Source organism: Pseudomonas sp. 2024-210 (assembly GCF_045062345.1).
In the GTDB taxonomy this organism is placed as follows: Bacteria; Pseudomonadota; Gammaproteobacteria; order Pseudomonadales; family Pseudomonadaceae; genus Aquipseudomonas.
Map to the genome: position 1 here is coordinate 62585 of NZ_JBJGEJ010000006.1, position 20867 is coordinate 83451.

The window sequence follows — 20867 nt, forward strand, 5'->3', positions numbered from 1 at the left end:
AGCGGGCAGGCTTCATTTACGCAGCTGTTGCGTACTTGGACAGGCGTGCGTCACTTTTCAGCACGGCCAGGGTGTTGTTGTGAATATCTTCCGCTGTCACATCAGCTTTGCTGAAGATTTGCTGGAAGTGTTCGTGGGTGACGGCAGCAAAATGGTCGCGATCTTCAGGTGCAACACCCAGAACCACCGCATAGGTGGTCAGTGCTTCGCCATTGCCTTTTGCCATGTCTTCGGACAGCTCGTTCATCATGCCATTCATGGCAATCCACGATTTGCCGCCGTAGGTCAGGGCGTCTTTGGTGGTACAGCCGTTGGTGCCGGAGGTCATGCCGAAGGTGGCGTTGCCGGAAGTGCCGTTGGTAGTGGATGCCAGGAAGTGGGCAGGTGTGCCGCGCTGACCTTCAAACAACATGTTGCCCCAACCGCAGTTCGGGCCACCAGGGGCTTGCGCCATGGCATTGAGGGATACAACGGTAAAGAGAGTACCAAGAAGAATCCGTTTCATAAGCTGAGATCTCTATGTGTATGCAACCAATGGACAAGGGGTGTCTGGCTTGTAGCGCCAGTACGGGCCGGTTATTACTCCAGCCGCGTAACATGTAGGAGTCTAGGCATGATCGGCAGGTTCCGTGATTTTTTGTAAAACAATTATGGATTGAGCCTGTTTTCGCCCCGTAAATACGGGGGGGTAAGATTTCACGCGTTGTGTGCCTTGCCAGTCGTGCATGGCCAGCGCCAGAATGCCTGCATCTGCCCCGCCCGATGTAAGGAAGCCCGATGCCTGATTCTGTTGCTGCCAGCTTGCGTCTAGCGCCTGACGCGCTAACCCGTCCGTTCTCCGCTGAACAGTTCAGCTTCTCGACCACCAATGATTTGGAGCCCTTTCGCGGCATTCTCGGCCAGGAGCGTGCGGTCGAAGCCCTGCAGTTTGGCGTGGCCATGCCGCGCCCCGGTTACAACGTGTTTGTGATGGGCGAGCCCGGGACCGGGCGTTTTTCGTTTGTTAAGCGCTACCTCAAAGCTGAAGGCAAGCGGCTCAAGTCACCCAGCGACTGGGTGTACGTCAACAATTTCGATGATCCTCGCGAGCCGCGAGCACTGGAACTGCCGGCCAGCACGGCGGGCGCGTTTATCGGTGACATCAATGGCCTGATCGACAACTTGTTGGCGACGTTCCCGGCGGTGTTTGAGCACCCGACGTACCAACAGCGCAAAAGTGCCATTGATCGCGGCTTCAACCAGCGCTACGACCGTGCGCTGGATGTGATCGAGCGCTTGGCACTGGAAAAGGGCGTGGCGTTGTACCGCGACAGCAGCAACGTCGCGTTTACGCCCATGAGTGACGGCAAAGCGCTGGACGAAGCTGAGTTCTCGCAGTTGCCGGAGGAAGAGCGCGAGCGCTTCCACGAAGATATTTCTGCACTCGAAGAGCGTCTCAACGAAGAGCTGGCCAGCTTGCCGCAGTGGAAGCGTGAGTCAAACAACCAGCTGCGCCAGTTGAACGAAGAAACGATCACCTTGGCGTTGCAACCCTTGTTGGCGCCTTTGTCGCAAAAGTACGCCGAAAATGCCGAGGTTTGCGGTTATCTGCAGGCGATGCAGGTGTATCTGCTTAAAACTGTGGTCGAGCAACTGGTCGATGACAGCAAGACCGATGCTCAAGCGCGCAAGTTGCTGGAGGAGCAATACCTGCCGAGTCTGGTGGTTGGCCAACCCATGAGTGGTGGCGCGCCGGTGGTGTTTGAACCGCACCCGACCTACGACAACCTGTTTGGCCGCATTGAATACAGCACCGACCAAGGCGCGCTGTACACCACGTATCGGCAGTTGCGTCCGGGGGCGTTGCACCGTGCGAACGGTGGCTTTTTGATCCTTGAAGCCGAGAAGATGCTGAGCGAACCGTATGTGTGGGACGCGCTCAAGCGGGCTTTGCAATCGCGCAAACTGAAAATGGAATCGCCTCTGGGTGAAATGGGGCGTCTGGCCACTATTACCCTGAGCCCGCAAGTGATTCCCTTGCAGGTCAAGGTCATCATCATTGGTGCTCGCCAGTTGTATTACACGCTGCAAGACCTTGATCCGGACTTCCAGGAGATGTTCCGGGTGCTGGTGGACTTCGATGAAGATATCCCGATGGTCGATGAGAGCCTTGAACAGTTCGCTCAGCTGTTGACCACGCGCACCTCCGAAGAAGGCATGGCGCCACTGACGGCCGATGCCGTGGCGCGACTGGCCACCTACAGTGCCCGTCTGGCCGAGCATCAGGGGCGTTTATCAGCCCGTATCGGCGACTTGTTTCAGCTGGTCAGCGAGGCGGACTTTATCCGTCACCTGGCCAACGATGAAATGACCGACGCGGGGCATATCGAACGTGCGTTGAAGGCCAAGGCCACGCGTACCGGGCGCGTGTCTGCACGGATTCTCGATGACATGCTGGCCGGGATCATTCTGATCGACACCGATGGCGCTGCGGTCGGCAAGTGCAATGGCTTGACCGTACTTGAGGTCGGCGATTCGGCGTTTGGCGTGCCGGCGCGCATTTCCGCCACGGTGTATCCGGGCGGCAGCGGTATTGTCGATATTGAGCGCGAGGTAAACCTGGGGCAGCCGATTCACTCCAAGGGTGTAATGATTCTGACCGGTTATCTGGGGAGCCGTTATGCACAGGAGTTCCCGCTGGCGATCTCGGCGAGTATTGCGCTGGAACAGTCCTACGGTTACGTCGATGGCGACAGTGCGTCACTGGGCGAGGCCTGCACGCTGATTTCAGCGCTGTCGAAAACGCCGCTCAAGCAGTGTTTTGCAATTACGGGATCGATCAACCAATTTGGTGAAGTTCAGGCGGTGGGCGGGGTTAACGAGAAAATCGAAGGCTTCTTCCGGCTGTGTGAAGCGCGCGGTCTAACGGGGGAGCAGGGCGCGATCATTCCGCAAGCCAACGTGGCCACCTTGATGCTGGACGAGAAGGTGCTGCAAGCCGTGCGTGATGGCAAATTCCACGTGTACGCCGTGCGTCAGGCGGATGAGGCGTTGAGTCTGCTGGTGGGTGAGCCTGCGGGTGAACCCGATGCTGAGGGACAATTCCCTGAAGGCAGCGTCAATGCCCGGGTGGTTGAGCGTTTGCGGGTGATTGCCGAGATGATCAGCGATGAAGACCTCAAAGAGGCCGAGAAAGAGCTGATTGCTGAAACCTTGGCAGCGACGAAAAAGCCCGCTTAAAAGCCCCTCACCCTAGCCCTCTCCCAGAGGGAGAGGGGACTAAAAGCAAAAGCGGATTTGCGCAGCACCCCTCATCAGCCCCCTCTCCCTCTGGGAGAGGGTTGGGGTGAGGGTGTTGAGCACCCATCTTCTTTTCGTTGGTCATAGCCCTCTCCCTGAGGGAGGGGGACTAAAAGCAAAAGCGGTTTTGCGCAGCACCACTCATCAGCCCCCTCTCCCTCTGGGAGAGGGTTGGGGTGAGGGTGTTGAGCACCCAGCTTCTTTTCGTTGGTCATAGCCCTCTCCCAGAGGGAGAGGGCACTAAAAGCAAAAGCGGATTTGCGCAGCACCACTCATCAGCCCCCTCTCCCTCTGGGAGAGGGTTGGGGTGAGGGTGTTGAGCACCCACCTTCTTTTCGTTGGTCATAGCCCTCTCCCTGAGGGAGGGGGACTAAAAGCAAAAGCGGATTGGCGCAGCACCCCTCATCAGGCCCCTCTCCCTCTGGGAGAGGGTTGGGGTGAGGGTGTTGAGCACCCAGCTTCTTTTCGTTGGTCATAGCCCTCTCCCTGAGGGAGGGGACTAAAAGCAAAAGCGGTTTTGCGCATCGCCACTCATCAGCCCCCTCTCCCTCTGGGAGAGGGTTGGGGTGAGGGCGTTGAGCACTCATCCTCTTTCCGTTGGTCACGACATTCTCGGCTGTCAGATATTTCTTCTATGCTGATTTCAAGGACCTCCACTGTCGTCAGCGGATTGATGCAGCCCGTTTAGAGCGGCTGATACAGGATCTACCGAGGGTCGCCGCCATGTCGCGCAACCTTTGCCTTACACGCCAATGCTTTGGCTTGGTGACCCGCATTGAATGCAGCGTTCGACCGCTGGCAGGCAATACCGGGATGTGGACGCTGCTCTTTGCCGCAGGCCTGGCAGGCGAGCAACCGACCACGATCAAAGCCCAAGGCCCTTTTCCCGGCCCGTTTGCGGCTGAATCCACCCTTGACTCCATCGTCGAAAGCCTGACGCTGCATGGCTATCACGTTGCCAATGACCCGCAAATCTGGTGTCTGCATGTGCAGGCACAATTGCGTGAGATCAACGGGAACCGTGCTAACGCGTTCAGCTAGTGCGGCGCTGTGATGTCCGGCACTTTGACGAGTTTGACTTCAAAGCCGTACTCGACCGGGTTCAGTTCTGTGCGGTGGTAGCTCTCAATCCGGGTCGGCTGCCCATAAAAGTAATGCACGTCAAATAATGCGGGGCCATCCGGTTCGGCGGTATGGCTGACGGCCAGTACTTCTTTCAGGTAGTTGCCGGTTTCGTCTTTGGCGTAAAAGCGCCAGGCTTCGGCTGGAAACAGTTTTTGATCAACGACCAGTGCGTTGCCTTTGAGCTCTAGGCCTTTAGGTAACTGAGCGGTATTCAATGTGTGTGTGTCGATGGAGGCGATAAACAGTGGCATTGACCCCACCGCATAAGCAGGTGTTTCGGGGAACAAGTTAAGGTCATAGGTGATAACGCCGGTGTGCGGATCGACATCAAACGCTTCGACAGGCAGTTCGAGCGGCTCGCTGCGCTTGCCGTGCTCATCTTCAGCGAAGAAGGTGACAGGTGCCTCAGAGATGTCTGGCAGTAGCCCCAGCAATTCGTCATTGAATGTGGGAGGGTGACTGAACTCAATCGTCGCCGCACTGGCATCTTCAATCGATTGACTGATGACCACACTCTTGGTCAGTTGCTGCGGCTCAAGTGCCGAACCCTTTAGGTAGTTGGCGGCCTGGTCGTCATACACCACGACGGATAACGGCAGCGTTTGAATATCTTTGCTTACCACTGTCTTGTCGAGTTTGCGTACTGGCAAGTCAATGGCTTTGCGCGTGACATTGGCGGTGGAGAAGTCGAGCACGCTGATATCGAGGTTTTCGATTGTGCCGTTGAAATACACCTTGCTGTAGTGATGCGGGTGTTCGGCCTCAAAGGCTTTTTGTTCGTCATCCAACTGTTGGCCAAACGCGTCGCTCCATGCGGTTTGTTTGAGCATTTCAGCCAATTGCTGTTGATAAAACGCCAGTTGCTCGGCGTTTTCATTGATGGAACCGGCACGTGACAGAAACTGCCCGGTGTGGTCGCGGGCCTGAATGATCAGAGGGTTGAGCGGCATGTCGCGGACTTCAGCGGCCAGCGGCGCACTGTTGTAAATATCGACTTCAGCGATATTTTTATCCAGCGCCAGCAGGGTCACACTGATCGTGCCTTCGGTGCGGGTTTTGCCCACGTCTTCTGGCGTCAGGTTGAAATTAACCACGTTGCCGGGTGCGATCACCTCAACTTTACCGTGCAACATCAGGGGTTGCGGCTGTTGTTCGTTCGCAGTTTCGATCCCGTCGACATAGGGGTAAGTGATGGTGAGGTCGTCAGGGTTGCTCAAATTGGCACTGGAAGGGCTGAGTTGGATGCCTGGATCGGTTTCAGACCACTCAGGCTGGAAGGGCACCTCTTGTTTGTTGCTCAGGGTCACGGACTGCCATTCCAGTGCATGGGGGAAGGGGAACTCGGCATTGCTATTGGCAGGGAACGGAAAGATTGGCTCCAGATCAGTCAAGTAATCAGAACTGGCGTTTTTGCGCACTACAAACAGGCCATTGATGTAGGTGTCGCTGAGGGCCTGGCTGTCGGGGTAGTGCTTGAGCAGCGCCAGGTCGTCGTTACCATATTCGGTTTCGACGGGCTTTTCTTGCAGCTTGATGCGCGCGCGTTCCAGTAGCAGCAGCGAGCCGCCAAGGTCTGCAACGGCGTCTTTGAGCTGCTGATCCTGAATCGAGTCGAGGGTCTTTTCGAACGCTGCGTTTCTGTCTTCCAGGCTGGCCTGCTGAGGTTTGTCGTCCGGCGAACAGCCGCCCGTGATGAGCAACGCTATTGAAAGCCCGAGACAACCCAAGGGGAATCGCAGATCCATTGTTCAGTTCCTGTGCGTAACGATGCCGAAGGGATGGACACTAGCAGAAAATGTTTTTACAGGCTGTTTCGAAGGCTTTATCTCTGTGCTTTTGTCACTGATATACTCGCGCCCATTTTTTAATACCCAGTGAGATTCAATGGAACGCTTTATCGAAAACGCAATGTACGCCTCCCGCTGGATTCTGGCGCCGATTTACTTTGGCCTGTCTTTGGGCTTGCTGGCTTTGGCATTGAAGTTCTTTCAGGAAGTGTTTCACGTCATTCCCAACGTGTTTGCATTATCTGAGTCGGATTTGATCCTGGTCATCCTGTCGTTGATTGATATGGCGCTGGTAGGCGGCCTGCTGGTGATGGTCATGATTTCGGGCTATGAAAACTTTGTCTCGCAACTGGACATCGACGAGCACAAGGAAAAGCTCAGCTGGCTAGGCACGATGGACTCGACGTCGTTGAAGATGAAAGTCGCCGCTTCAATTGTGGCCATTTCCTCTATCCACCTGCTGCGGGTGTTTATGGATGCACGCAATATCGAGCCTCAGTACCTGATGTGGTACGTGATCATTCACATGACCTTTGTGGTGTCAGCCTTTGCGATGGGTTATCTCGATAAGCTGACCAAGCACTGACCTGTGTCCAAACGCGCCTTACAAGAACCCGGGCTTCGATGGCTTTGGGGGCTGTGATAGTCTGCTCGCCCTTTTTTTGGATCCTGGCGCCCGGGAAGTGCCTGTTGAAAAACAGGTTTTCCTACGCGCCCTACTACAGCGGAGCAGTGTTATGTCCGAAGTAAATCTGTCGACCGACGAAACCCGCGTTAGCTACGGCATTGGCCGCCAGCTGGGCGATCAACTGCGCGACAACCCACCACCTGGCGTAAGCCTGGATGCCATTCTGGCTGGCCTGACTGACGCTTTCGCAGGTAAGGAAAGCCGTGTTGGTCAGGAAGAAATGTCGGCCAGCTTCAAAGTGATCCGCGAGATCATGCAAGCAGAAGCGGCTGCCAAGGCAGAAGCAGCGGCTGGCGAAGGCAAGGCTTTCCTGGCTGAAAACGCCAAGAAAGACGGCATCACCACCTTGGCTTCGGGTCTGCAATTTGAAGTCGTGACAACGGGCGAAGGCGCCAAGCCATCCCGTGAAGACACCGTGCGTGTTCACTACCACGGCACCCTGATCGACGGCACTGTCTTTGACAGCTCCTACGAGCGTGGTCAGCCAGCCGAGTTTCCGGTGGGTGGCGTGATTGCAGGTTGGACCGAAGCCCTGCAACTGATGAATGCCGGCAGCAAATGGCGCATCTACGTGCCGAGCGAACTGGCTTACGGCGCTCAAGGCGTTGGCAGCATTGCTCCGCACAGCGTGCTGGTATTCGACGTTGAGTTGCTGGAAGTTCTGTAAGAACCCGGCGTTTTGACGTTGGCTGCGGGTTTGCTGGCAAACCCGCAGCTACACCGGGCGTTTCATATTTCGATCTTGGCGTGATGTTCGTGCGTCTCGCTCACGCCAGCAGGGCGCAATGCCCGGGCGTAGCAAAACAGAAACAGATTGCGCACCAACTCTTTGAGCACCCCTGGCTCGTTTGAGTTGAGGCCATTGAAATCAAGATCACCTTGATCCTGAAGTTCGTTCAGCGCTTCTTCTTCCAGTACCGCACAGACTTCTCCGGTTTCCCTGTGCAGGATCCGCAGGTATGGATGTGGGCGGTCCAGCCAGGCATCAATCAAATACGTCATGGTCGTCATCTCCTTGGTTAATACCAATGAGAATAATTCTTATTCAGTTAATAGCAAGTGCCTATTGGCAGATTTCTGATCTTTGTGCGTTACAACTGCTACGGATCAAAGTTGCTGGCTTTTTGATACTGCGGGGTGGGGAGGGTGGTGCACCTTCCTGCGCAGGGAGCAGGAAGGCATGCAGCAGAATCAGACTTTTCGAACGAACTCGGACTTGAGTTTCATCGGGCCGATGCCGTCGATTTTGCAGTCAATATCGTGGTCACCGTCGCACAAGCGGATGTTTTTAACTTTGGTGCCGACTTTAACCACCAGTGAAGTGCCCTTGATTTTCAGGTCTTTGATCACGGTGATGGTGTCACCATCGTTCAGCACAGTGCCTGCGGAGTCTTTGTAGACTTTTACGTCGTCAGCGACTTCAGCGTCGCCGCTGGCAGACCACTCGTGGGCGCATTCCGGGCAGATCAGCTGTGCGCCATCTTCGTAGGTGTATTCGGAATTGCATTTTGGGCAGGGTGGCAACGTGCTCACTAAAGCTCCTTAAGCGTCAGGTCGGCTAAAAGGCGCGCATTATATAGGGTTTTATCGGCGAAGGCGAAAACCCTCACCCTAGCCCTCTCCCAGAGGGAGAGGGAACTGACCGTGCGCGAATTCAAGATCACCGACAAATCAGCTCCCTCTCCCGGAGGGAGAGGAGACTGACCACGCGCGAATTCAAGATCACCGACAATCAGCTCCCTCTCCCGGAGGGAGAGGAGACTGACCACGCGCGAACTCAAGATCACCGACAATCAGCTCCCTCTCCCAGAGGGAGAGGAGACTGACCGTGCGCGAATTCAAGATCACCGACAATCAGCTCCCTCTCCCTCCGGGAGAGGGTTGGGGTGAGGGTTTAGGATGCACCCTTGTTATCAGTGCGTACGCGCGACCGCAAATTCGCTCAGCTCAACCAGCGCATCGCGGTATTCGCTTGGCGGCAGGGCTTCGAGGCACACAATGGCGCGGGCAACGAAGTCGCGGGCCAACTGGGCGGTGTAGTCCAGGGAGCCAGAAGCTTCAACGGCCTCACGAATGCTTTCAAGGTCTTCAATGCCACCTTTCTGGATGGCTTTGCGAACCAGGGCCGCCTGTTCAGGCGTGCCTTCGCGCATGGTGTAGATCAGCGGCAGCGTCGGTTTACCTTCTGCAAGGTCGTCACCGACGTTCTTGCCCAAGGACTCCGCATCGCCCCGGTAGTCGAGCAAGTCGTCGACCAACTGGAACGCGACGCCAAGATGGTCGCCGAACGTACGCAGCGCTTCACTTTGCTCAGGGGTTGCACCGGCCAGCGCCGCCGCACTGTGGGTCGAAGCCTCGAAAAGCATGGCGGTTTTACCGCGAATGACTTCCATGTAGGTTTCTTCGGTGGTGCTGGCGTCTCGTACCTTGGACAGTTGCAGCACTTCGCCTTCAGCAATGATGCGGGTGGCTTGCGACAGGATTTTCATCACCGGCATCGAGCCCAGCTCAACCATCATTTCGAAAGAGCGTGAGTACAGAAAGTCGCCGACCAGTACGCTGGGCGCATTGCCCCAGGTAGCATTGGCAGTTTTGCGCCCACGGCGCATGCCAGACATGTCCACAACGTCATCGTGAAGCAGGGTGGCGGTGTGCAGGAACTCAATAGTGGCGGCCAGCAGGCGCAAATCATCGCCTTCGCGACCCAGGGCCTTGCCACACAGCAACACTAATAAAGGACGCAGACGCTTGCCGCCCGCCGAAGTAATGTAGTCGCCGATTTTTGAGACCAGCGGTACGCGTGAAGTCAGCTGCTTCTTGATGATGCCGTCGACGGCGCTAAAATCGTCCGCCACCGCGCGGTAGAAAGCTTGGGGTTGCATCAGCGACAGGTGCTCCAGAAGGGTTGCGCGGCATGCTAGGTCGGGGGGCTGGGCGTGTCAAGGCGGATGGACGGCCCCTTGCAAGCCAGACTTGCCTTGCGTACAATCGCGCACCCTGAACTTCCTGGGCAGCACCTGCCTTACGCAATTGCATCTGGGCCGTTCCAGCCCCATGCAGCCATGCCAGCCAATACCTTTACCTATAAAGCGCTGGGTGAGCAGGATTATCGGAGAAATACCATGTCGTACGCAGTAATCGTTACTGGTGGCAAGCAGTACAAAGTAGCTCCAGGTGAATACCTGAAGATCGAAAAACTGGAAATCGCTACCGGCGAATCCGTAACTTTTGATCGCGTTCTGTTGGTCGCCAATGGCGACGACGTAAATATCGGCGCTCCAGTTGTACCTGGCGCCACTGTTGTGGCTGAAGTGATCTCCCAAGGTCGTCACGATAAAGTCCGCATCATCAAGTTCCGTCGTCGTAAGCACCACATGAAGCGTATGGGCCACCGCCAGTGGTACACCGAGATCAAAATCACCGGTATTCAGGCTTAATTTCAGCCTAATTCCTCACTAGGAGAATTGACTCATGGCACACAAAAAAGCTGGTGGTAGTACCCGTAACGGTCGCGACTCAGAAGCCAAACGCCTTGGCGTGAAGATGTATGGCGGCCAGGCTATCATTCCGGGCAACATCATCGTGCGTCAGCGCGGCACCCAATTCCACGCTGGCTACGGCGTTGGTATGGGCAAAGATCACACCCTGTTCGCGAAAGTGGAAGGCGTGATCAAGTTTCAGGTTAAAGGCGCCTTCGGTCGTCGCTATGTAAGCATCGTTCCGAAGACAGCAGTCGTCGCAGCGTAATAGCTTGGTAGCTGGAAGAGCCCTGTCTTGCGACGGGGCTTTTTCGTTTGTGGGGTGAGTCTCTTGCAAAACTGTTTGTATGGGCTGCTGGCGCTGGATTTAACAGACGTTGATTGAGGTCGCTGCGCTCATTTTTGCAAGAGTCTTATGTCTTGGTTTTAATCGGCTCGTCCTGATGACGAGAGGCGCGTTTTGTTATGAAGTTTGTTGATGAAGTATCGATCAAAGTAAAAGCAGGCGACGGTGGTAATGGTTGCATGAGTTTCCGTCGCGAGAAATTCATCGAAAACGGTGGTCCTAACGGTGGTGATGGGGGTGATGGCGGCTCGATCTATATGGTCGCCGACGAAAACCTGAACACCTTGGTTGACTACCGTTATACCCGTCACTTCGATGCTCAGCGTGGCTCGAACGGTGGCAGCGCGGATTGCACCGGGCGCAAAGGTGAAGACCTGGAACTGCGTGTTCCGGTAGGCACAACAGTGATCGATGCGGGCACTCAAGAAATCATTGGCGACCTGACCAAGGCGGGTCAGCGTTTGATGGTGGTGCACGGTGGCTGGCACGGTCTGGGTAACACACGTTTCAAGTCCAGTACCAACCGCGCTCCGCGTCAAACCACACCGGGCAAGCCGGGTGAGCAGCGCGATCTGAAGCTGGAGTTGAAAGTACTGGCGGACGTCGGTCTGTTGGGCTTGCCGAATGCTGGCAAAAGTACCTTCATTCGTTCGGTGTCTGCAGCCAAGCCAAAAGTGGCGGATTATCCGTTCACCACCCTGGTGCCAAACTTGGGTGTGGTCAGTGTCGATCGCTGGAAAAGCTTCGTGATTGCCGATATTCCGGGCTTGATTGAAGGTGCATCCGATGGTGCGGGCCTGGGCATTCGTTTCCTCAAGCATTTGGCGCGTACGCGTCTGTTGTTGCACCTCGTCGACATGGCGCCCGTTGAAGGCACTGAAAGTGCTGCCGATACCGCTGAAGTCATCGTTAACGAGCTGACCAAATTCAGCCCGTCGCTGGCTGAGCGTGATCGCTGGCTTGTGCTGAACAAGTGCGATTCGTTGCCACAAGAAGAGCACGACGCTCGCGTCAAAGAAGTGGTAGATCGTCTTGAGTGGACAGGCCCTGTGTACGTGATTTCGGCGATAGCCAAAATCGGTACTGAAAAGCTGTGCCACGACATCATGCGTTACCTGGAAGACCGTGCTGACCGTCTGGCCAATGACCCGGCCTACAAGGCTGAGTTGGCGGATCTTGATCAGCGTATCGAAGACGAGGCGCGTGCACAGTTGCAAGCGCTGGACGATAAGCGTGCCCTGCGTCGCAGCGGCGTGAAAAGCGTTCATGACATCGGTGAAGATGACTGGGACGAGGAAGATGTTGATGACGAAGATGGTCCGGAAATCATTTACGTCCGCGACTGATTTGTTGCAGTAAACTACAGCGCCGCTCAATTGAGCGGCGTTTTAGCATCTGTGGTACAGAGGTCAAAATAATTCCATGGGCAGCGCTCGGTCGCGCTGCTCTCAGGCATAGGTTGAGTGATGATGCGGAGCAAGGTGACGGGTGCGCAACGTTGGGTCGTGAAGATCGGCAGCGCATTACTGACGGCAGATGGCAAGGGTCTGGATCGCGCAGCAATGGGTGTCTGGGTCGAGCAAATGGTCGCCCTGCACGAGGCAGGCGTGGAGTTGGTGCTGGTCTCCTCCGGTGCGGTGGCGGCGGGCATGAGTCGCTTGGGCTGGACGGTACGACCGAGTGCCATGCATGAGTTGCAGGCCGCTGCTGCCATTGGCCAGATGGGTCTGGTGCAGGCCTGGGAGTCGAGCTTTGCCGAGCACTCCCGGCATACCGCGCAAATTCTGCTGACTCATGATGACTTGTCTGACCGTAAGCGCTATCTGAACGCGCGAAGCACCTTACGTGCGCTGGTTGAGTTGGGTGTGATCCCGGTCATCAATGAAAATGACACCGTTGTGACCGACGAGATTCGTTTTGGTGATAACGACACGCTGGCCGCATTAGTCGCCAATCTGGTCGAAGCGGATCTGCTGGTTATTTTGACGGATCGCGACGGCATGTTTGATGCGGACCCTCGCAATAATCCCGATGCACAAATGATTTACGAGGCGCGTGCCGACGACCCTGCCCTTGATGCTGTGGCGGGTGGTACCGGCGGTGCGCTGGGTCGTGGCGGGATGCAGACCAAGTTACGTGCTGCGCGTCTGGCGGCGCGTTCTGGGGCGCACACCATTATCGTCGGGGGCAGGCTGGAGCGGGTGCTGGATCGCCTCAAGGCTGGCGAGCGCCTGGGTACTTTGTTGTCCCCTGAGCGCGGTCTGCTGGCTGCGCGCAAGCAGTGGCTGGCCGGGCATCTGCAGACGCGTGGCACGCTGGTGCTGGATGATGGCGCGGTCGCTGCTTTGTCCAAAGGCAATAAAAGTTTGTTGCCGGTGGGTGTGAAGGCGGTGCAAGGCGGTTTTCGGCGAGGCGAGATGGTGGTCTGTGTGGCGGCCGACGGGCGAGAGATAGCGCGTGGTCTGGCCAACTACAGTGCGCCGGAAGCGCAAAAAATTATCGGGCTGCCGTCAGACGCGATTGTCGGTGTGCTGGGGTATATGGCAGAGCCGGAACTGGTTCATCGCGATAACCTGATTTTGGTTTGATTTCGAGGTGTGGGATGCGCTTGATTGGCGGGCTGTTGGGTTTGATGTTGATGATGCCCATCGTGGCGTCGGCGGAAGAAATTGGCTCGGTGTCGACGGTCTTCAAATTGGTTGGGCCCAATGACCGTATTGTGGTCGAAGCGTTCGATGATCCCAAGGTCGAAGGCGTTACGTGTTACCTCTCGCGTGCCAAGACGGGCGGTATGAAAGGTGGTTTGGGCTTGGCTGAGGATCGTGCTGAAGCGTCTATTGCTTGTCGCCAGACGGGGCCTATCAGTTTTAAGGGTGAGCTTAAAGATGGCGAAGAGGTGTTCAAGGAGCGGACATCGCTGGTATTCAAGACTATGCAGGTCGTGAGATTCCTCGACAAAAAGCGCAATACCCTAGTTTATCTTGTGTACAGCGATCGCTTGATCGAAGGTAGCCCGCAGAATGCGGTGACGGCCATTCCGATTCTGCCGTGGCCACAGCAGTAATCGAGTGCATAAAAAGCTGCGGCGGGGATATCCCGGTCGCAGCTTTTTTACGCCTGCAAGGTATTGTTGGGTTGCCCATAAATCGCAGGCAATAAAAAACCGACCCTAAGGTCGGTTTTTTAAAAAGCTTGTCGCTTAAGCGGCAGTCGCAAGGTTCAACGCCTTGACGTGGCCATTCAGGCGGCTCTTATGGCGAGCAGCTTTGTTCTTGTGGATGATGCCTTTATCGGCCATACGGTCGATAACAGGAACAGCCAGAACATAAGCAGCTTGCGCTTTAGCAGCGTCTTTTGCGTCGATGGCTTTAACTACATTCTTGATGTAGGTACGAACCATGGAACGCAGGCTGGCGTTGTGGCTGCGACGCTTCTCAGCCTGTTTTGCACGTTTTTTGGCGGAAGGTGTGTTGGCCACCGTCGAGCTCCTCGAAAGACTTTTGGGAAATAACAAACAAAATAGGCCGCGAATCATGCCGATGACGACAACTCTTGTCAAGGGCGATTGATACGATCCGCTGAGTGGTGGATCGAGGGAGACGGGAGATTTATTTCCGGCGCTTGACCTGTAAACTCGCGAGCTTGGCTCTGTGCTGTTGCGGCGCGCAGTATCGCATAAGTGGACGCTTTGTTCGCCTGCTCTTTCTCTATAGGCAAAAACTCTTTCAATGAATTTGCTCAAATCGCTAGCAGCCGTCAGCTCTATCACAATGATTTCAAGGGTTTTGGGCTTTATTCGCGACACCATCGTCGCGCGTACATTTGGTGCCGGAATGGCCACGGATGCGTTCTTTATTGCCTTTAAATTGCCCAATCTACTGCGCAGGATTTTCGCAGAGGGGGCTTTTTCTCAAGCGTTCGTGCCTATTTTGGCGGAATACAAAAGTCAGCAAGGTGAGGAAGCTACGCGCACCTTTGTGGCCTATGTGGCCGGTTTATTGACGTTGGTGTTGGCCATTGTCACCGTGCTCGGCATGCTGGCGGCACCTTGGGTGATTTGGGCAACAGCGCCTGGTTTTGCCACGTCGCCTGAGAAATTCGAACTGACCTCTGACATGTTGCGGGTCACGTTTCCTTACATATTGCTGATTTCGTTGTCTTCATTGGCCGGTGCCATTCTCAATACCTGGAACCGGTTTTCGGTGCCCGCGTTTGTGCCGACGCTGCTGAACGTAAGCATGATTATCTTTGCTTTGTTTCTGACGCCGTATTTCGATCCGCCCGTCATGGCGTTGGGCTGGGCAGTGCTGGTGGGTGGTTTGGCCCAGTTGCTGTTCCAACTGCCGCATCTGAAGAAAATCGGCATGTTGGTACTGCCGCGACTCAACCTGCGCGATACCGGTGTATGGCGGGTCATGAAGCAAATGCTGCCGGCCATTCTCGGTGTTTCGGTTAGCCAGATTTCGCTGATCATCAACACCATCTTTGCGTCATTCCTGGTCGCGGGCTCCGTGTCCTGGATGTATTACGCCGACCGTTTGATGGAATTGCCGTCTGGGGTGCTGGGTGTTGCCCTGGGCACGATCCTGCTGCCCACCCTGTCCAAAACCTATGCCAGCAAAGACCGTCAGGAATACTCGCGGATCCTCGACTGGGGCTTGCGCCTTTGTTTTGTGTTGGTGCTGCCGTGCTCACTGGCGCTGGCTATCCTGGCTGAACCGCTGACGGTTTCGCTGTTTCAGTACGGTCAGTTCAGTGCGTTTGATGCGTCGATGACCCAGCGCGCGCTGGTGGCCTATTCCGTTGGTTTGCTCGGGCTGATTTTGATCAAAGTCTTGGCACCCGGGTTCTATGCTCAACAAAACATCCGCACGCCGGTCAAAATCGCAGTGTTCACGTTGATCATCACTCAGTTGCTCAACCTGGTTTTTATTGTGCCGCTGCAACACGCCGGCCTCGCCTTGGCCATCAGTGTGGGGGCCTGTATCAATGCCGGTTTGCTGTTCTGGCAATTGCGTAAGCAAAAGCTGTTTGTGGCACAGCCCGGCTGGACCAAATACCTGTTCAAACTGGCGGTGGCGGTGGCAGTGATGTCCGCCGTATTGTTGGGCCTTATGCAGTTGATGCCCGCTTGGGATCAGGGTCATATGCTCGAACGGTTTATTCGTCTGGGCGGCTTGGTGATTGCCGGTGTAGCGACTTATTTCGGCATGTTATTGCTGCTAGGCTTGCGTTTGAGGGATTTCGCCCGCAAGTCTCTTATGTAAGGTAATGACCTGTCAGACGTCCATTTTGTCGATTTCACTCGATTTGCCGTGTGCAGTTGCCTGTCGTAGCGGGCCGGGTGTGGTTATAATCGGCCACTTTATGAGCAAGAAGCGCGTTATGCAGCTGGTTCTAGGCCTACACAATTTGCGGCCCCAGCATCGGGGCTGTGTCGCCACTATTGGCAACTTTGACGGTGTACACCGTGGTCACCAGGCTATTCTGGAGCGACTGCGTGAGCGTGCACTGGAGTTGGGCCTGCCCAGCTGCGTGGTGATTTTTGAGCCGCAGCCGCGCGAGTTCTTTGCCCCTGAAACGGCTCCGGCCCGTCTGGCACGCCTGCGCGACAAGCTGCAGTTGTTGGCCGACGCCGGGGTTGATCGGGTCTTGTGCCTGGCGTTTAACCAACGCTTGTGCAAACTCAGCGCGGCAGAGTTCGTTGATACCATTCTGGTTGACGGCCTGGGTGTTCAGCACCTGGAAGTCGGCGACGACTTCCGCTTTGGCTGTGACCGGGTGGGCGACTTTGACTTCCTGCAACAAGCAGGGCTGATGCAGAAATTCACGGTCGAAGCCGCGCAAACCGTTGAGCTTGATGGCGTACGAATCAGCAGTACCAAGGTGCGAGACGCCCTGGCCAGTGCAGATTTCGACCTCGCAGAACGTTTGCTGGGGCGCCCCTTCACCATTGAAGGCAGGGTTTTGCACGGTCAGAAACTGGCGCGCCAACTGGGCACACCAACCGCCAATATCCAGCTCAAGCGTCGTCGCGCTCCGTTGACCGGTGTTTACCTGGTCAGCGTTGAAATCGACGGTAAAACCTGGCCGGGAGTCGCCAATATCGGCGTCAGACCGACCGTAGCAGGGGATGGCAGCGCCCATCTCGAAGTACATCTATTGGATTTCGCCGGCGATGTGTATGGCCGACGATTGACCGTGGCATTCCACCACAAGCTGCGTGATGAGCAGCGTTTCGCCTCCCTTGAGGCGCTCAAGACGGCGATCAATGCGGACGTCGCCGCCGCCCGAGCCTTCTGGCTGGGTCAACCGCTTAAAAAGAGCCTGAAATGACCGACTACAAAGCCACGCTAAACCTTCCGGACACAGCCTTCCCAATGAAGGCCGGCCTGCCACAGCGCGAACCGCAAATTTTGCAGCGCTGGGACAGCATTGGCCTGTACGGGAAGTTGCGCGAGATTGGCAAGGATCGTCCGAAGTTCGTACTTCACGACGGTCCTCCGTACGCCAACGGCACCATCCACATCGGTCATGCGCTGAACAAGATCCTCAAGGACATGATTATCCGCTCCAAAACCCTGTCGGGTTTTGATGCGCCGTATGTGCCGGGCTGGGACTGCCACGGCCTGCCGATCGAGCACAAGGTTGAAGTGACCCACGGTAAAAACCTGAGCGCGGATAAAACCCGCGAGCTGTGCCGTGCGTACGCAACCGAGCAGATCGAAGGTCAGAAATCCGAGTTCATCCGTTTGGGCGTGTTGGGCGATTTCGCCAACCCGTACAAAACCATGGACTTCAAAAACGAAGCTGGTGAAATTCGAGCCTTGGCCGAAATCGTCAAGGGCGGTTTCGTGTTCAAAGGTCTCAAGCCGGTGAACTGGTGTTTCGACTGCGGCTCGGCACTGGCTGAAGCTGAAGTTGAATACCAGGACAAAAAGTCCGCCGCCATCGACGTTGCCTTCCCGGTTGCCGATGAAGCCAAGTTGGCCGAAGCCTTCGGTCTGGCTGCCTTGAGCAAGCCGACCTCGATCGTGATCTGGACCACCACCCCGTGGACCATCCCGGCGAACCAGGCACTTAACGTGCACCCTGAGTTCACCTACGCGCTGGTCGACGTGGGCGACAAACTGCTGGTGCTGGCTGAAGAGCTGGTCGAGCCGAGTCTGGCGCGCTACAACCTGCAAGGTTCGGTCATCGCCACCACGACCGGCACAGCGTTGGAACTGATCAACTTCCGTCACCCGTTCTACGACCGTCTGTCGCCTGTTTACCTGGCCGATTACGTTGAGCTGGGCGCAGGCACGGGCGTGGTTCACTCCGCACCGGCTTATGGCGTAGACGACTTCGTGACCTGCAAAGCCTATGGCATGGTCAACGACGACATCATCAATCCGGTTCAAAGCAACGGCGTATATGTGCCGTCGCTGGAATTCTTTGGTGGCCAGTTCATCTGGAAAGCCAACCAGAACATCATCGACAAACTAACCGAAGTCGGTTCGTTGATGTTCACCGAGACCATCAGCCACAGCTACATGCACTGCTGGCGCCACAAGACGCCGCTGATCTACCGCGCTACCGCGCAGTGGTTTATCGGCATGGACAAAGAGCCCGTCGAAGGCGACACCCTGCGCACCCGCGCACTTCAAGCCATCGAAGACACCCAGTTCGTACCCGCCTGGGGTCAGGCTCGCCTGCACTCTATGATCGCCAACCGTCCGGACTGGTGCATCTCGCGTCAACGTAACTGGGGCGTGCCGATCCCGTTCTTCCTGAACAAGGAAAGCGGCGAGCTGCACCCGCGCACCGTCGAAATGATGGAAGAAGTGGCCAAGCGCGTTGAAGTTGAAGGCATCGAGGCATGGTTCAAGCTGGACGCTGCCGAGCTGCTGGGCGACGAAGCGCCGCTGTACGACAAAATCAGCGACACGCTGGACGTCTGGTTCGATTCGGGGACCACGCATTGGCACGTACTGCGCGGTTCGCACCCGATGGGCCACGAAAGCGGCCCGCGTGCAGACCTGTACCTCGAAGGTTCGGACCAGCACCGTGGCTGGTTCCACTCGTCGTTGCTGACTGGCTGCGCCATCGACAACCATGCGCCTTATCGCGAGTTGCTGACCCACGGTTTCACGGTGGACGAAGCAGGCCGCAAAATGTCCAAGTCCTTGGGCAATGTGATTGCACCGCAAAAGGTCAATGACACCTTGGGTGCTGACATCATGCGCCTGTGGGTGGCCTCGACCGATTACTCGGGTGAAATCGCGGTTTCCGACCAGATCCTGCAACGCAGTGCAGACGCCTACCGTCGTATCCGTAACACCGCGCGCTTCCTGCTCTCCAACCTGACCGGCTTCAACCCGGCCACTGACATCCTGCCTGCCGAAGAAATGCTGGCACTGGACCGTTGGGCGGTGGACCGTGCGTTATTGCTGCAACGCGAGCTGGAACTGCATTACGGCGAATACCGTTTCTGGAACGTGTACTCCAAGGTGCACAACTTCTGCGTTCAGGAGCTGGGCGGCTTCTATCTCGACATCATCAAGGACCGCCAATACACCACTGGCGCCAACAGCAAGGCTCGCCGTTCGTGCCAGACCGCGCTGTTCCACATCTCCGAAGCCTTGGTTCGCTGGATTGCTCCGATCCTGGCGTTCACCGCTGACGAGTTGTGGCAATACCTGCCGGGTGAGCGTAACGAGTCGGTCATGCTGAACACTTGGTACGAAGGCCTGAGCGAGTTGCCGGAAGGCACCGAGCTGGATCGCGCCTACTGGGAGCGGATCATGGCAGTCAAGGTTGCGGTTAACAAAGAGATGGAAAACCTGCGCGCGGCCAAAGCCATTGGCGGCAACTTGCAGGCTGAAGTCACTCTGTTTGCCGAAGAAGGGCTGGCAGCTGACCTGTCCAAGCTGAGCAATGAGTTGCGCTTTGTTCTGATCACCTCCACCGCCAGCGTTGCGCCGTTTGCACTGGCACCTGTGGATGCCGTGATCACTGAAGTACCGGGCCTCAAGCTCAAAGTGGTCAAGTCTGCACACGCCAAGTGCGCGCGCTGCTGGCATTGCCGTGAAGACGTTGGCGTGAACCCGGAGCATCCGGAAATCTGCGGTCGTTGCGTCGACAACATCAGCGGCGCCGGCGAGGTACGTCATTATGCCTAACACCAGTACTGCCGGGCGCTTCGGGCGCCTGGGCTGGCTCTGGTTGACTGTGCTGGTTCTGGTCATTGACCTGACCAGCAAGGTCTATTTTGATAACGCCCTGCATTTGTACCAACAGATTGTGGTGATACCAGACCTCTTTAGCTGGACGCTGGCTTACAACGAGGGTGCGGCTTTCAGCTTTCTGGCCGAAAGTGCGGGTTGGCAACGTTGGTTGTTCGCATTGATTGCTGTGGTGGTTAGCGCCGTGCTGTTAGTGTGGCTCAAGCGACTGGGGCGCAATGACACGTGGTTGGCTATCGCGCTTGCACTGATTCTGGGGGGCGCCTTGGGCAATCTGTATGACCGCATAGCCTACGGACATGTTGTCGATTTCATTCTGGTGCATTGGCAAAATCGCTGGTACTTCCCTGCATTCAACTTCGCCGACAGCGCGATTTGTGTAGGGGCAGTGATGCTGGCACTGGATATGTTCAAAAGTAAAAAGTCCGGAGAACCCGCTCATGACTGAGCAACGTATTGGCCAGAACACCCAAGTCACTTTGCATTTCGCTTTGCGTCTTGAAAATGGCGACACCGTTGACAGCACCTTTGACAAATCGCCAGCCACTTTCAAGGTCGGCGACGGAAGCCTGTTGCCGGGTTTCGAAGCCGCTCTGTTTGGTTTCAAGGCAGGTGACAAGCGCAAGCTGGAGATTCTGCCGGAAAACGCCTTCGGTCAGCCTAACCCGCAAAACGTACAAATCATTGCGCGCTCCCAGTTCAACGACATGGAGCTGTCGGAAGGTCTGCTGGTCATCTTCAATGATGCCGCCAATACCGAGTTGCCGGGTGTGGTCAAAGCCTTTGATGATGAACAAGTGACTATCGATTTCAACCACCCGTTGGCAGGCAAGACCCTGACCTTCGACGTGGAAATCTTCGAAGTCAAAGCGCTGTAACTCAGTGCCCGGCGAAAGCCGGGCCTGATTGGCATTATTTCTCTGCGCGTCCCACGAG

General features: G+C 56.2%; 20 protein-coding genes. 14 read left to right on the top strand and 6 right to left on the bottom strand.

Features of this window, described 5'->3' with window-relative positions; translation table 11 throughout:
* Positions 1-16: 16 nt before the first annotated feature.
* Complete coding sequence (locus ACI7MX_RS10690; protein WP_405586919.1) at positions 17-505, bottom strand: DUF3015 domain-containing protein; 489 nt, start codon at positions 503-505, stop codon at positions 17-19.
* A gap of 272 nt (positions 506-777) precedes the next feature.
* On the opposite strand from ACI7MX_RS10690, the gene ACI7MX_RS10695 reads away from it, so the two are divergent.
* Together ACI7MX_RS10695 and ACI7MX_RS10700 are read left to right on the top strand one after the other, a co-directional pair.
* Positions 778-3219, top strand: a complete 2442-nt coding sequence (locus tag ACI7MX_RS10695) for an AAA family ATPase (protein ID WP_314484722.1) — start codon at positions 778-780, stop codon at positions 3217-3219.
* A 783-nt stretch (positions 3220-4002) separates the two neighbouring features.
* Positions 4003-4320, top strand: a complete 318-nt coding sequence (locus ACI7MX_RS10700) for a hypothetical protein (protein ID WP_314484725.1) — start codon at positions 4003-4005, stop codon at positions 4318-4320.
* On the opposite strand, the gene ACI7MX_RS10705 is transcribed toward ACI7MX_RS10700, so the two are convergent.
* On the bottom strand, positions 4317-6149 hold the full coding sequence (locus ACI7MX_RS10705; protein ID WP_405586915.1) for a hypothetical protein: 1833 nt from the start codon (positions 6147-6149) through the stop codon (positions 4317-4319). The two genes, ACI7MX_RS10700 and ACI7MX_RS10705, sit on opposite strands and share 4 nt — an antisense overlap.
* A 139-nt stretch (positions 6150-6288) precedes the next feature.
* Between ACI7MX_RS10705 and ACI7MX_RS10710 the strand changes: the two genes are divergently transcribed.
* Together ACI7MX_RS10710 and ACI7MX_RS10715 are read left to right on the top strand one after the other, a co-directional pair.
* Positions 6289-6777, top strand: coding sequence for a TIGR00645 family protein (locus ACI7MX_RS10710; protein WP_153379873.1), 489 nt, complete (start codon positions 6289-6291; stop codon positions 6775-6777).
* A 151-nt stretch (positions 6778-6928) separates the two neighbouring features.
* The gene (locus ACI7MX_RS10715) at positions 6929-7546 is read left to right on the top strand and encodes an FKBP-type peptidyl-prolyl cis-trans isomerase (protein ID WP_405586911.1); all 618 of its coding nucleotides are present in this window, start codon (positions 6929-6931) and stop codon (positions 7544-7546) included.
* A gap of 62 nt (positions 7547-7608) precedes the next feature.
* Here ACI7MX_RS10715 and ACI7MX_RS10720 read toward each other — a convergent pair whose 3' ends face one another.
* The 3 genes from ACI7MX_RS10720 to ACI7MX_RS10730 all read right to left on the bottom strand — a co-directional run bounded on the left by ACI7MX_RS10720 (position 7609) and on the right by ACI7MX_RS10730 (position 9761).
* On the bottom strand, positions 7609-7881 hold the full coding sequence (locus tag ACI7MX_RS10720) for a hypothetical protein (protein ID WP_122785849.1): 273 nt from the start codon (positions 7879-7881) through the stop codon (positions 7609-7611).
* Between the two features lie 189 nt (positions 7882-8070).
* Positions 8071-8412, bottom strand: coding sequence for a zinc ribbon domain-containing protein YjdM (locus tag ACI7MX_RS10725; protein WP_405586907.1), 342 nt, complete (start codon positions 8410-8412; stop codon positions 8071-8073).
* Between the two features lie 380 nt (positions 8413-8792).
* The gene (locus ACI7MX_RS10730; RefSeq protein ID WP_122785847.1) at positions 8793-9761 is read right to left on the bottom strand and encodes a polyprenyl synthetase family protein; all 969 of its coding nucleotides are present in this window, start codon (positions 9759-9761) and stop codon (positions 8793-8795) included.
* 240 nt (positions 9762-10001) lie between these two features.
* Here ACI7MX_RS10730 and rplU point away from each other — a divergent pair, with 240 nt between their 5' ends.
* From rplU to ACI7MX_RS10755, 5 genes are all read left to right on the top strand, one after another.
* Complete coding sequence (rplU, locus tag ACI7MX_RS10735) at positions 10002-10316, top strand: 50S ribosomal protein L21 (RefSeq protein WP_007901869.1); 315 nt, start codon at positions 10002-10004, stop codon at positions 10314-10316.
* 34 nt (positions 10317-10350) lie between these two features.
* A complete protein-coding gene (gene rpmA, locus ACI7MX_RS10740; RefSeq protein WP_003443913.1) occupies positions 10351-10626 on the top strand; it encodes a 50S ribosomal protein L27 in 276 nt (91 codons plus the stop codon).
* 197 nt (positions 10627-10823) lie between these two features.
* Positions 10824-12050 (top strand): Obg family GTPase CgtA, encoded by a 1227-nt coding sequence (gene cgtA, locus ACI7MX_RS10745; RefSeq protein WP_405586902.1) that lies wholly within the window; start codon positions 10824-10826, stop codon positions 12048-12050.
* A 123-nt stretch (positions 12051-12173) separates the two neighbouring features.
* Positions 12174-13292 (top strand): glutamate 5-kinase, encoded by a 1119-nt coding sequence (gene proB, locus ACI7MX_RS10750; protein ID WP_314493160.1) that lies wholly within the window; start codon positions 12174-12176, stop codon positions 13290-13292.
* Positions 13293-13306: 14 nt separating this feature from the next.
* Positions 13307-13768 (top strand): CreA family protein, encoded by a 462-nt coding sequence (locus tag ACI7MX_RS10755; RefSeq protein WP_314493157.1) that lies wholly within the window; start codon positions 13307-13309, stop codon positions 13766-13768.
* Between the two features lie 135 nt (positions 13769-13903).
* On the opposite strand, the gene rpsT is transcribed toward ACI7MX_RS10755, so the two are convergent.
* Entirely contained in the window at positions 13904-14182 is a 279-nt protein-coding gene (gene rpsT, locus ACI7MX_RS10760; RefSeq protein ID WP_003443902.1) for a 30S ribosomal protein S20, read from the bottom strand.
* Between the two features lie 250 nt (positions 14183-14432).
* On the opposite strand from rpsT, the gene murJ reads away from it, so the two are divergent.
* The 5 genes from murJ to fkpB all read left to right on the top strand — a co-directional run bounded on the left by murJ (position 14433) and on the right by fkpB (position 20809).
* On the top strand, positions 14433-15971 hold the full coding sequence (murJ, locus tag ACI7MX_RS10765) for a murein biosynthesis integral membrane protein MurJ (RefSeq protein WP_314491515.1): 1539 nt from the start codon (positions 14433-14435) through the stop codon (positions 15969-15971).
* A 118-nt stretch (positions 15972-16089) separates the two neighbouring features.
* Positions 16090-17040 (top strand): bifunctional riboflavin kinase/FAD synthetase, encoded by a 951-nt coding sequence (gene ribF / locus ACI7MX_RS10770; RefSeq protein WP_405586898.1) that lies wholly within the window; start codon positions 16090-16092, stop codon positions 17038-17040.
* On the top strand, positions 17037-19868 hold the full coding sequence (ileS, locus tag ACI7MX_RS10775; RefSeq protein ID WP_405586895.1) for an isoleucine--tRNA ligase: 2832 nt from the start codon (positions 17037-17039) through the stop codon (positions 19866-19868). Before ribF ends, ileS begins: the two co-directional genes overlap by 4 nt.
* The gene (lspA, locus tag ACI7MX_RS10780; RefSeq protein WP_314491505.1) at positions 19861-20379 is read left to right on the top strand and encodes a signal peptidase II; all 519 of its coding nucleotides are present in this window, start codon (positions 19861-19863) and stop codon (positions 20377-20379) included. Before ileS ends, lspA begins: the two co-directional genes overlap by 8 nt.
* Complete coding sequence (gene fkpB, locus ACI7MX_RS10785; protein ID WP_314491502.1) at positions 20372-20809, top strand: FKBP-type peptidyl-prolyl cis-trans isomerase; 438 nt, start codon at positions 20372-20374, stop codon at positions 20807-20809. Before lspA ends, fkpB begins: the two co-directional genes overlap by 8 nt.
* Positions 20810-20867: the final 58 nt, after the last annotated feature.

What these genes read in the sequence shown, in the direction of transcription:
- ribF (WP_405586898.1), top strand. Translation starts at nt 16,090, where the DNA reads ATGCAGCTGGTTCTAGGCCTACACAATTTGCGGCCCCAGCATCGGGGC.
- murJ (WP_314491515.1), top strand. Translation starts at nt 14,433, where the DNA reads ATGAATTTGCTCAAATCGCTAGCAGCCGTCAGCTCTATCACAATGATT.
- fkpB (WP_314491502.1), top strand. Translation starts at nt 20,372, where the DNA reads ATGACTGAGCAACGTATTGGCCAGAACACCCAAGTCACTTTGCATTTC.
- ACI7MX_RS10755 (WP_314493157.1), top strand. Translation starts at nt 13,307, where the DNA reads ATGCGCTTGATTGGCGGGCTGTTGGGTTTGATGTTGATGATGCCCATC.
- lspA (WP_314491505.1), top strand. Translation starts at nt 19,861, where the DNA reads ATGCCTAACACCAGTACTGCCGGGCGCTTCGGGCGCCTGGGCTGGCTC.
- ACI7MX_RS10700 (WP_314484725.1), top strand. Translation starts at nt 4,003, where the DNA reads ATGTCGCGCAACCTTTGCCTTACACGCCAATGCTTTGGCTTGGTGACC.
- ACI7MX_RS10690 (WP_405586919.1), bottom strand. Translation starts at nt 505, where the DNA reads ATGAAACGGATTCTTCTTGGTACTCTCTTTACCGTTGTATCCCTCAAT.
- ACI7MX_RS10715 (WP_405586911.1), top strand. Translation starts at nt 6,929, where the DNA reads ATGTCCGAAGTAAATCTGTCGACCGACGAAACCCGCGTTAGCTACGGC.
- ACI7MX_RS10710 (WP_153379873.1), top strand. Translation starts at nt 6,289, where the DNA reads ATGGAACGCTTTATCGAAAACGCAATGTACGCCTCCCGCTGGATTCTG.
- ACI7MX_RS10730 (WP_122785847.1), bottom strand. Translation starts at nt 9,761, where the DNA reads ATGCAACCCCAAGCTTTCTACCGCGCGGTGGCGGACGATTTTAGCGCC.
- ileS (WP_405586895.1), top strand. Translation starts at nt 17,037, where the DNA reads ATGACCGACTACAAAGCCACGCTAAACCTTCCGGACACAGCCTTCCCA.
- ACI7MX_RS10720 (WP_122785849.1), bottom strand. Translation starts at nt 7,881, where the DNA reads ATGACGTATTTGATTGATGCCTGGCTGGACCGCCCACATCCATACCTG.
- rpmA (WP_003443913.1), top strand. Translation starts at nt 10,351, where the DNA reads ATGGCACACAAAAAAGCTGGTGGTAGTACCCGTAACGGTCGCGACTCA.
- ACI7MX_RS10695 (WP_314484722.1), top strand. Translation starts at nt 778, where the DNA reads ATGCCTGATTCTGTTGCTGCCAGCTTGCGTCTAGCGCCTGACGCGCTA.
- cgtA (WP_405586902.1), top strand. Translation starts at nt 10,824, where the DNA reads ATGAAGTTTGTTGATGAAGTATCGATCAAAGTAAAAGCAGGCGACGGT.
- rplU (WP_007901869.1), top strand. Translation starts at nt 10,002, where the DNA reads ATGTCGTACGCAGTAATCGTTACTGGTGGCAAGCAGTACAAAGTAGCT.
- proB (WP_314493160.1), top strand. Translation starts at nt 12,174, where the DNA reads ATGCGGAGCAAGGTGACGGGTGCGCAACGTTGGGTCGTGAAGATCGGC.
- ACI7MX_RS10705 (WP_405586915.1), bottom strand. Translation starts at nt 6,149, where the DNA reads ATGGATCTGCGATTCCCCTTGGGTTGTCTCGGGCTTTCAATAGCGTTG.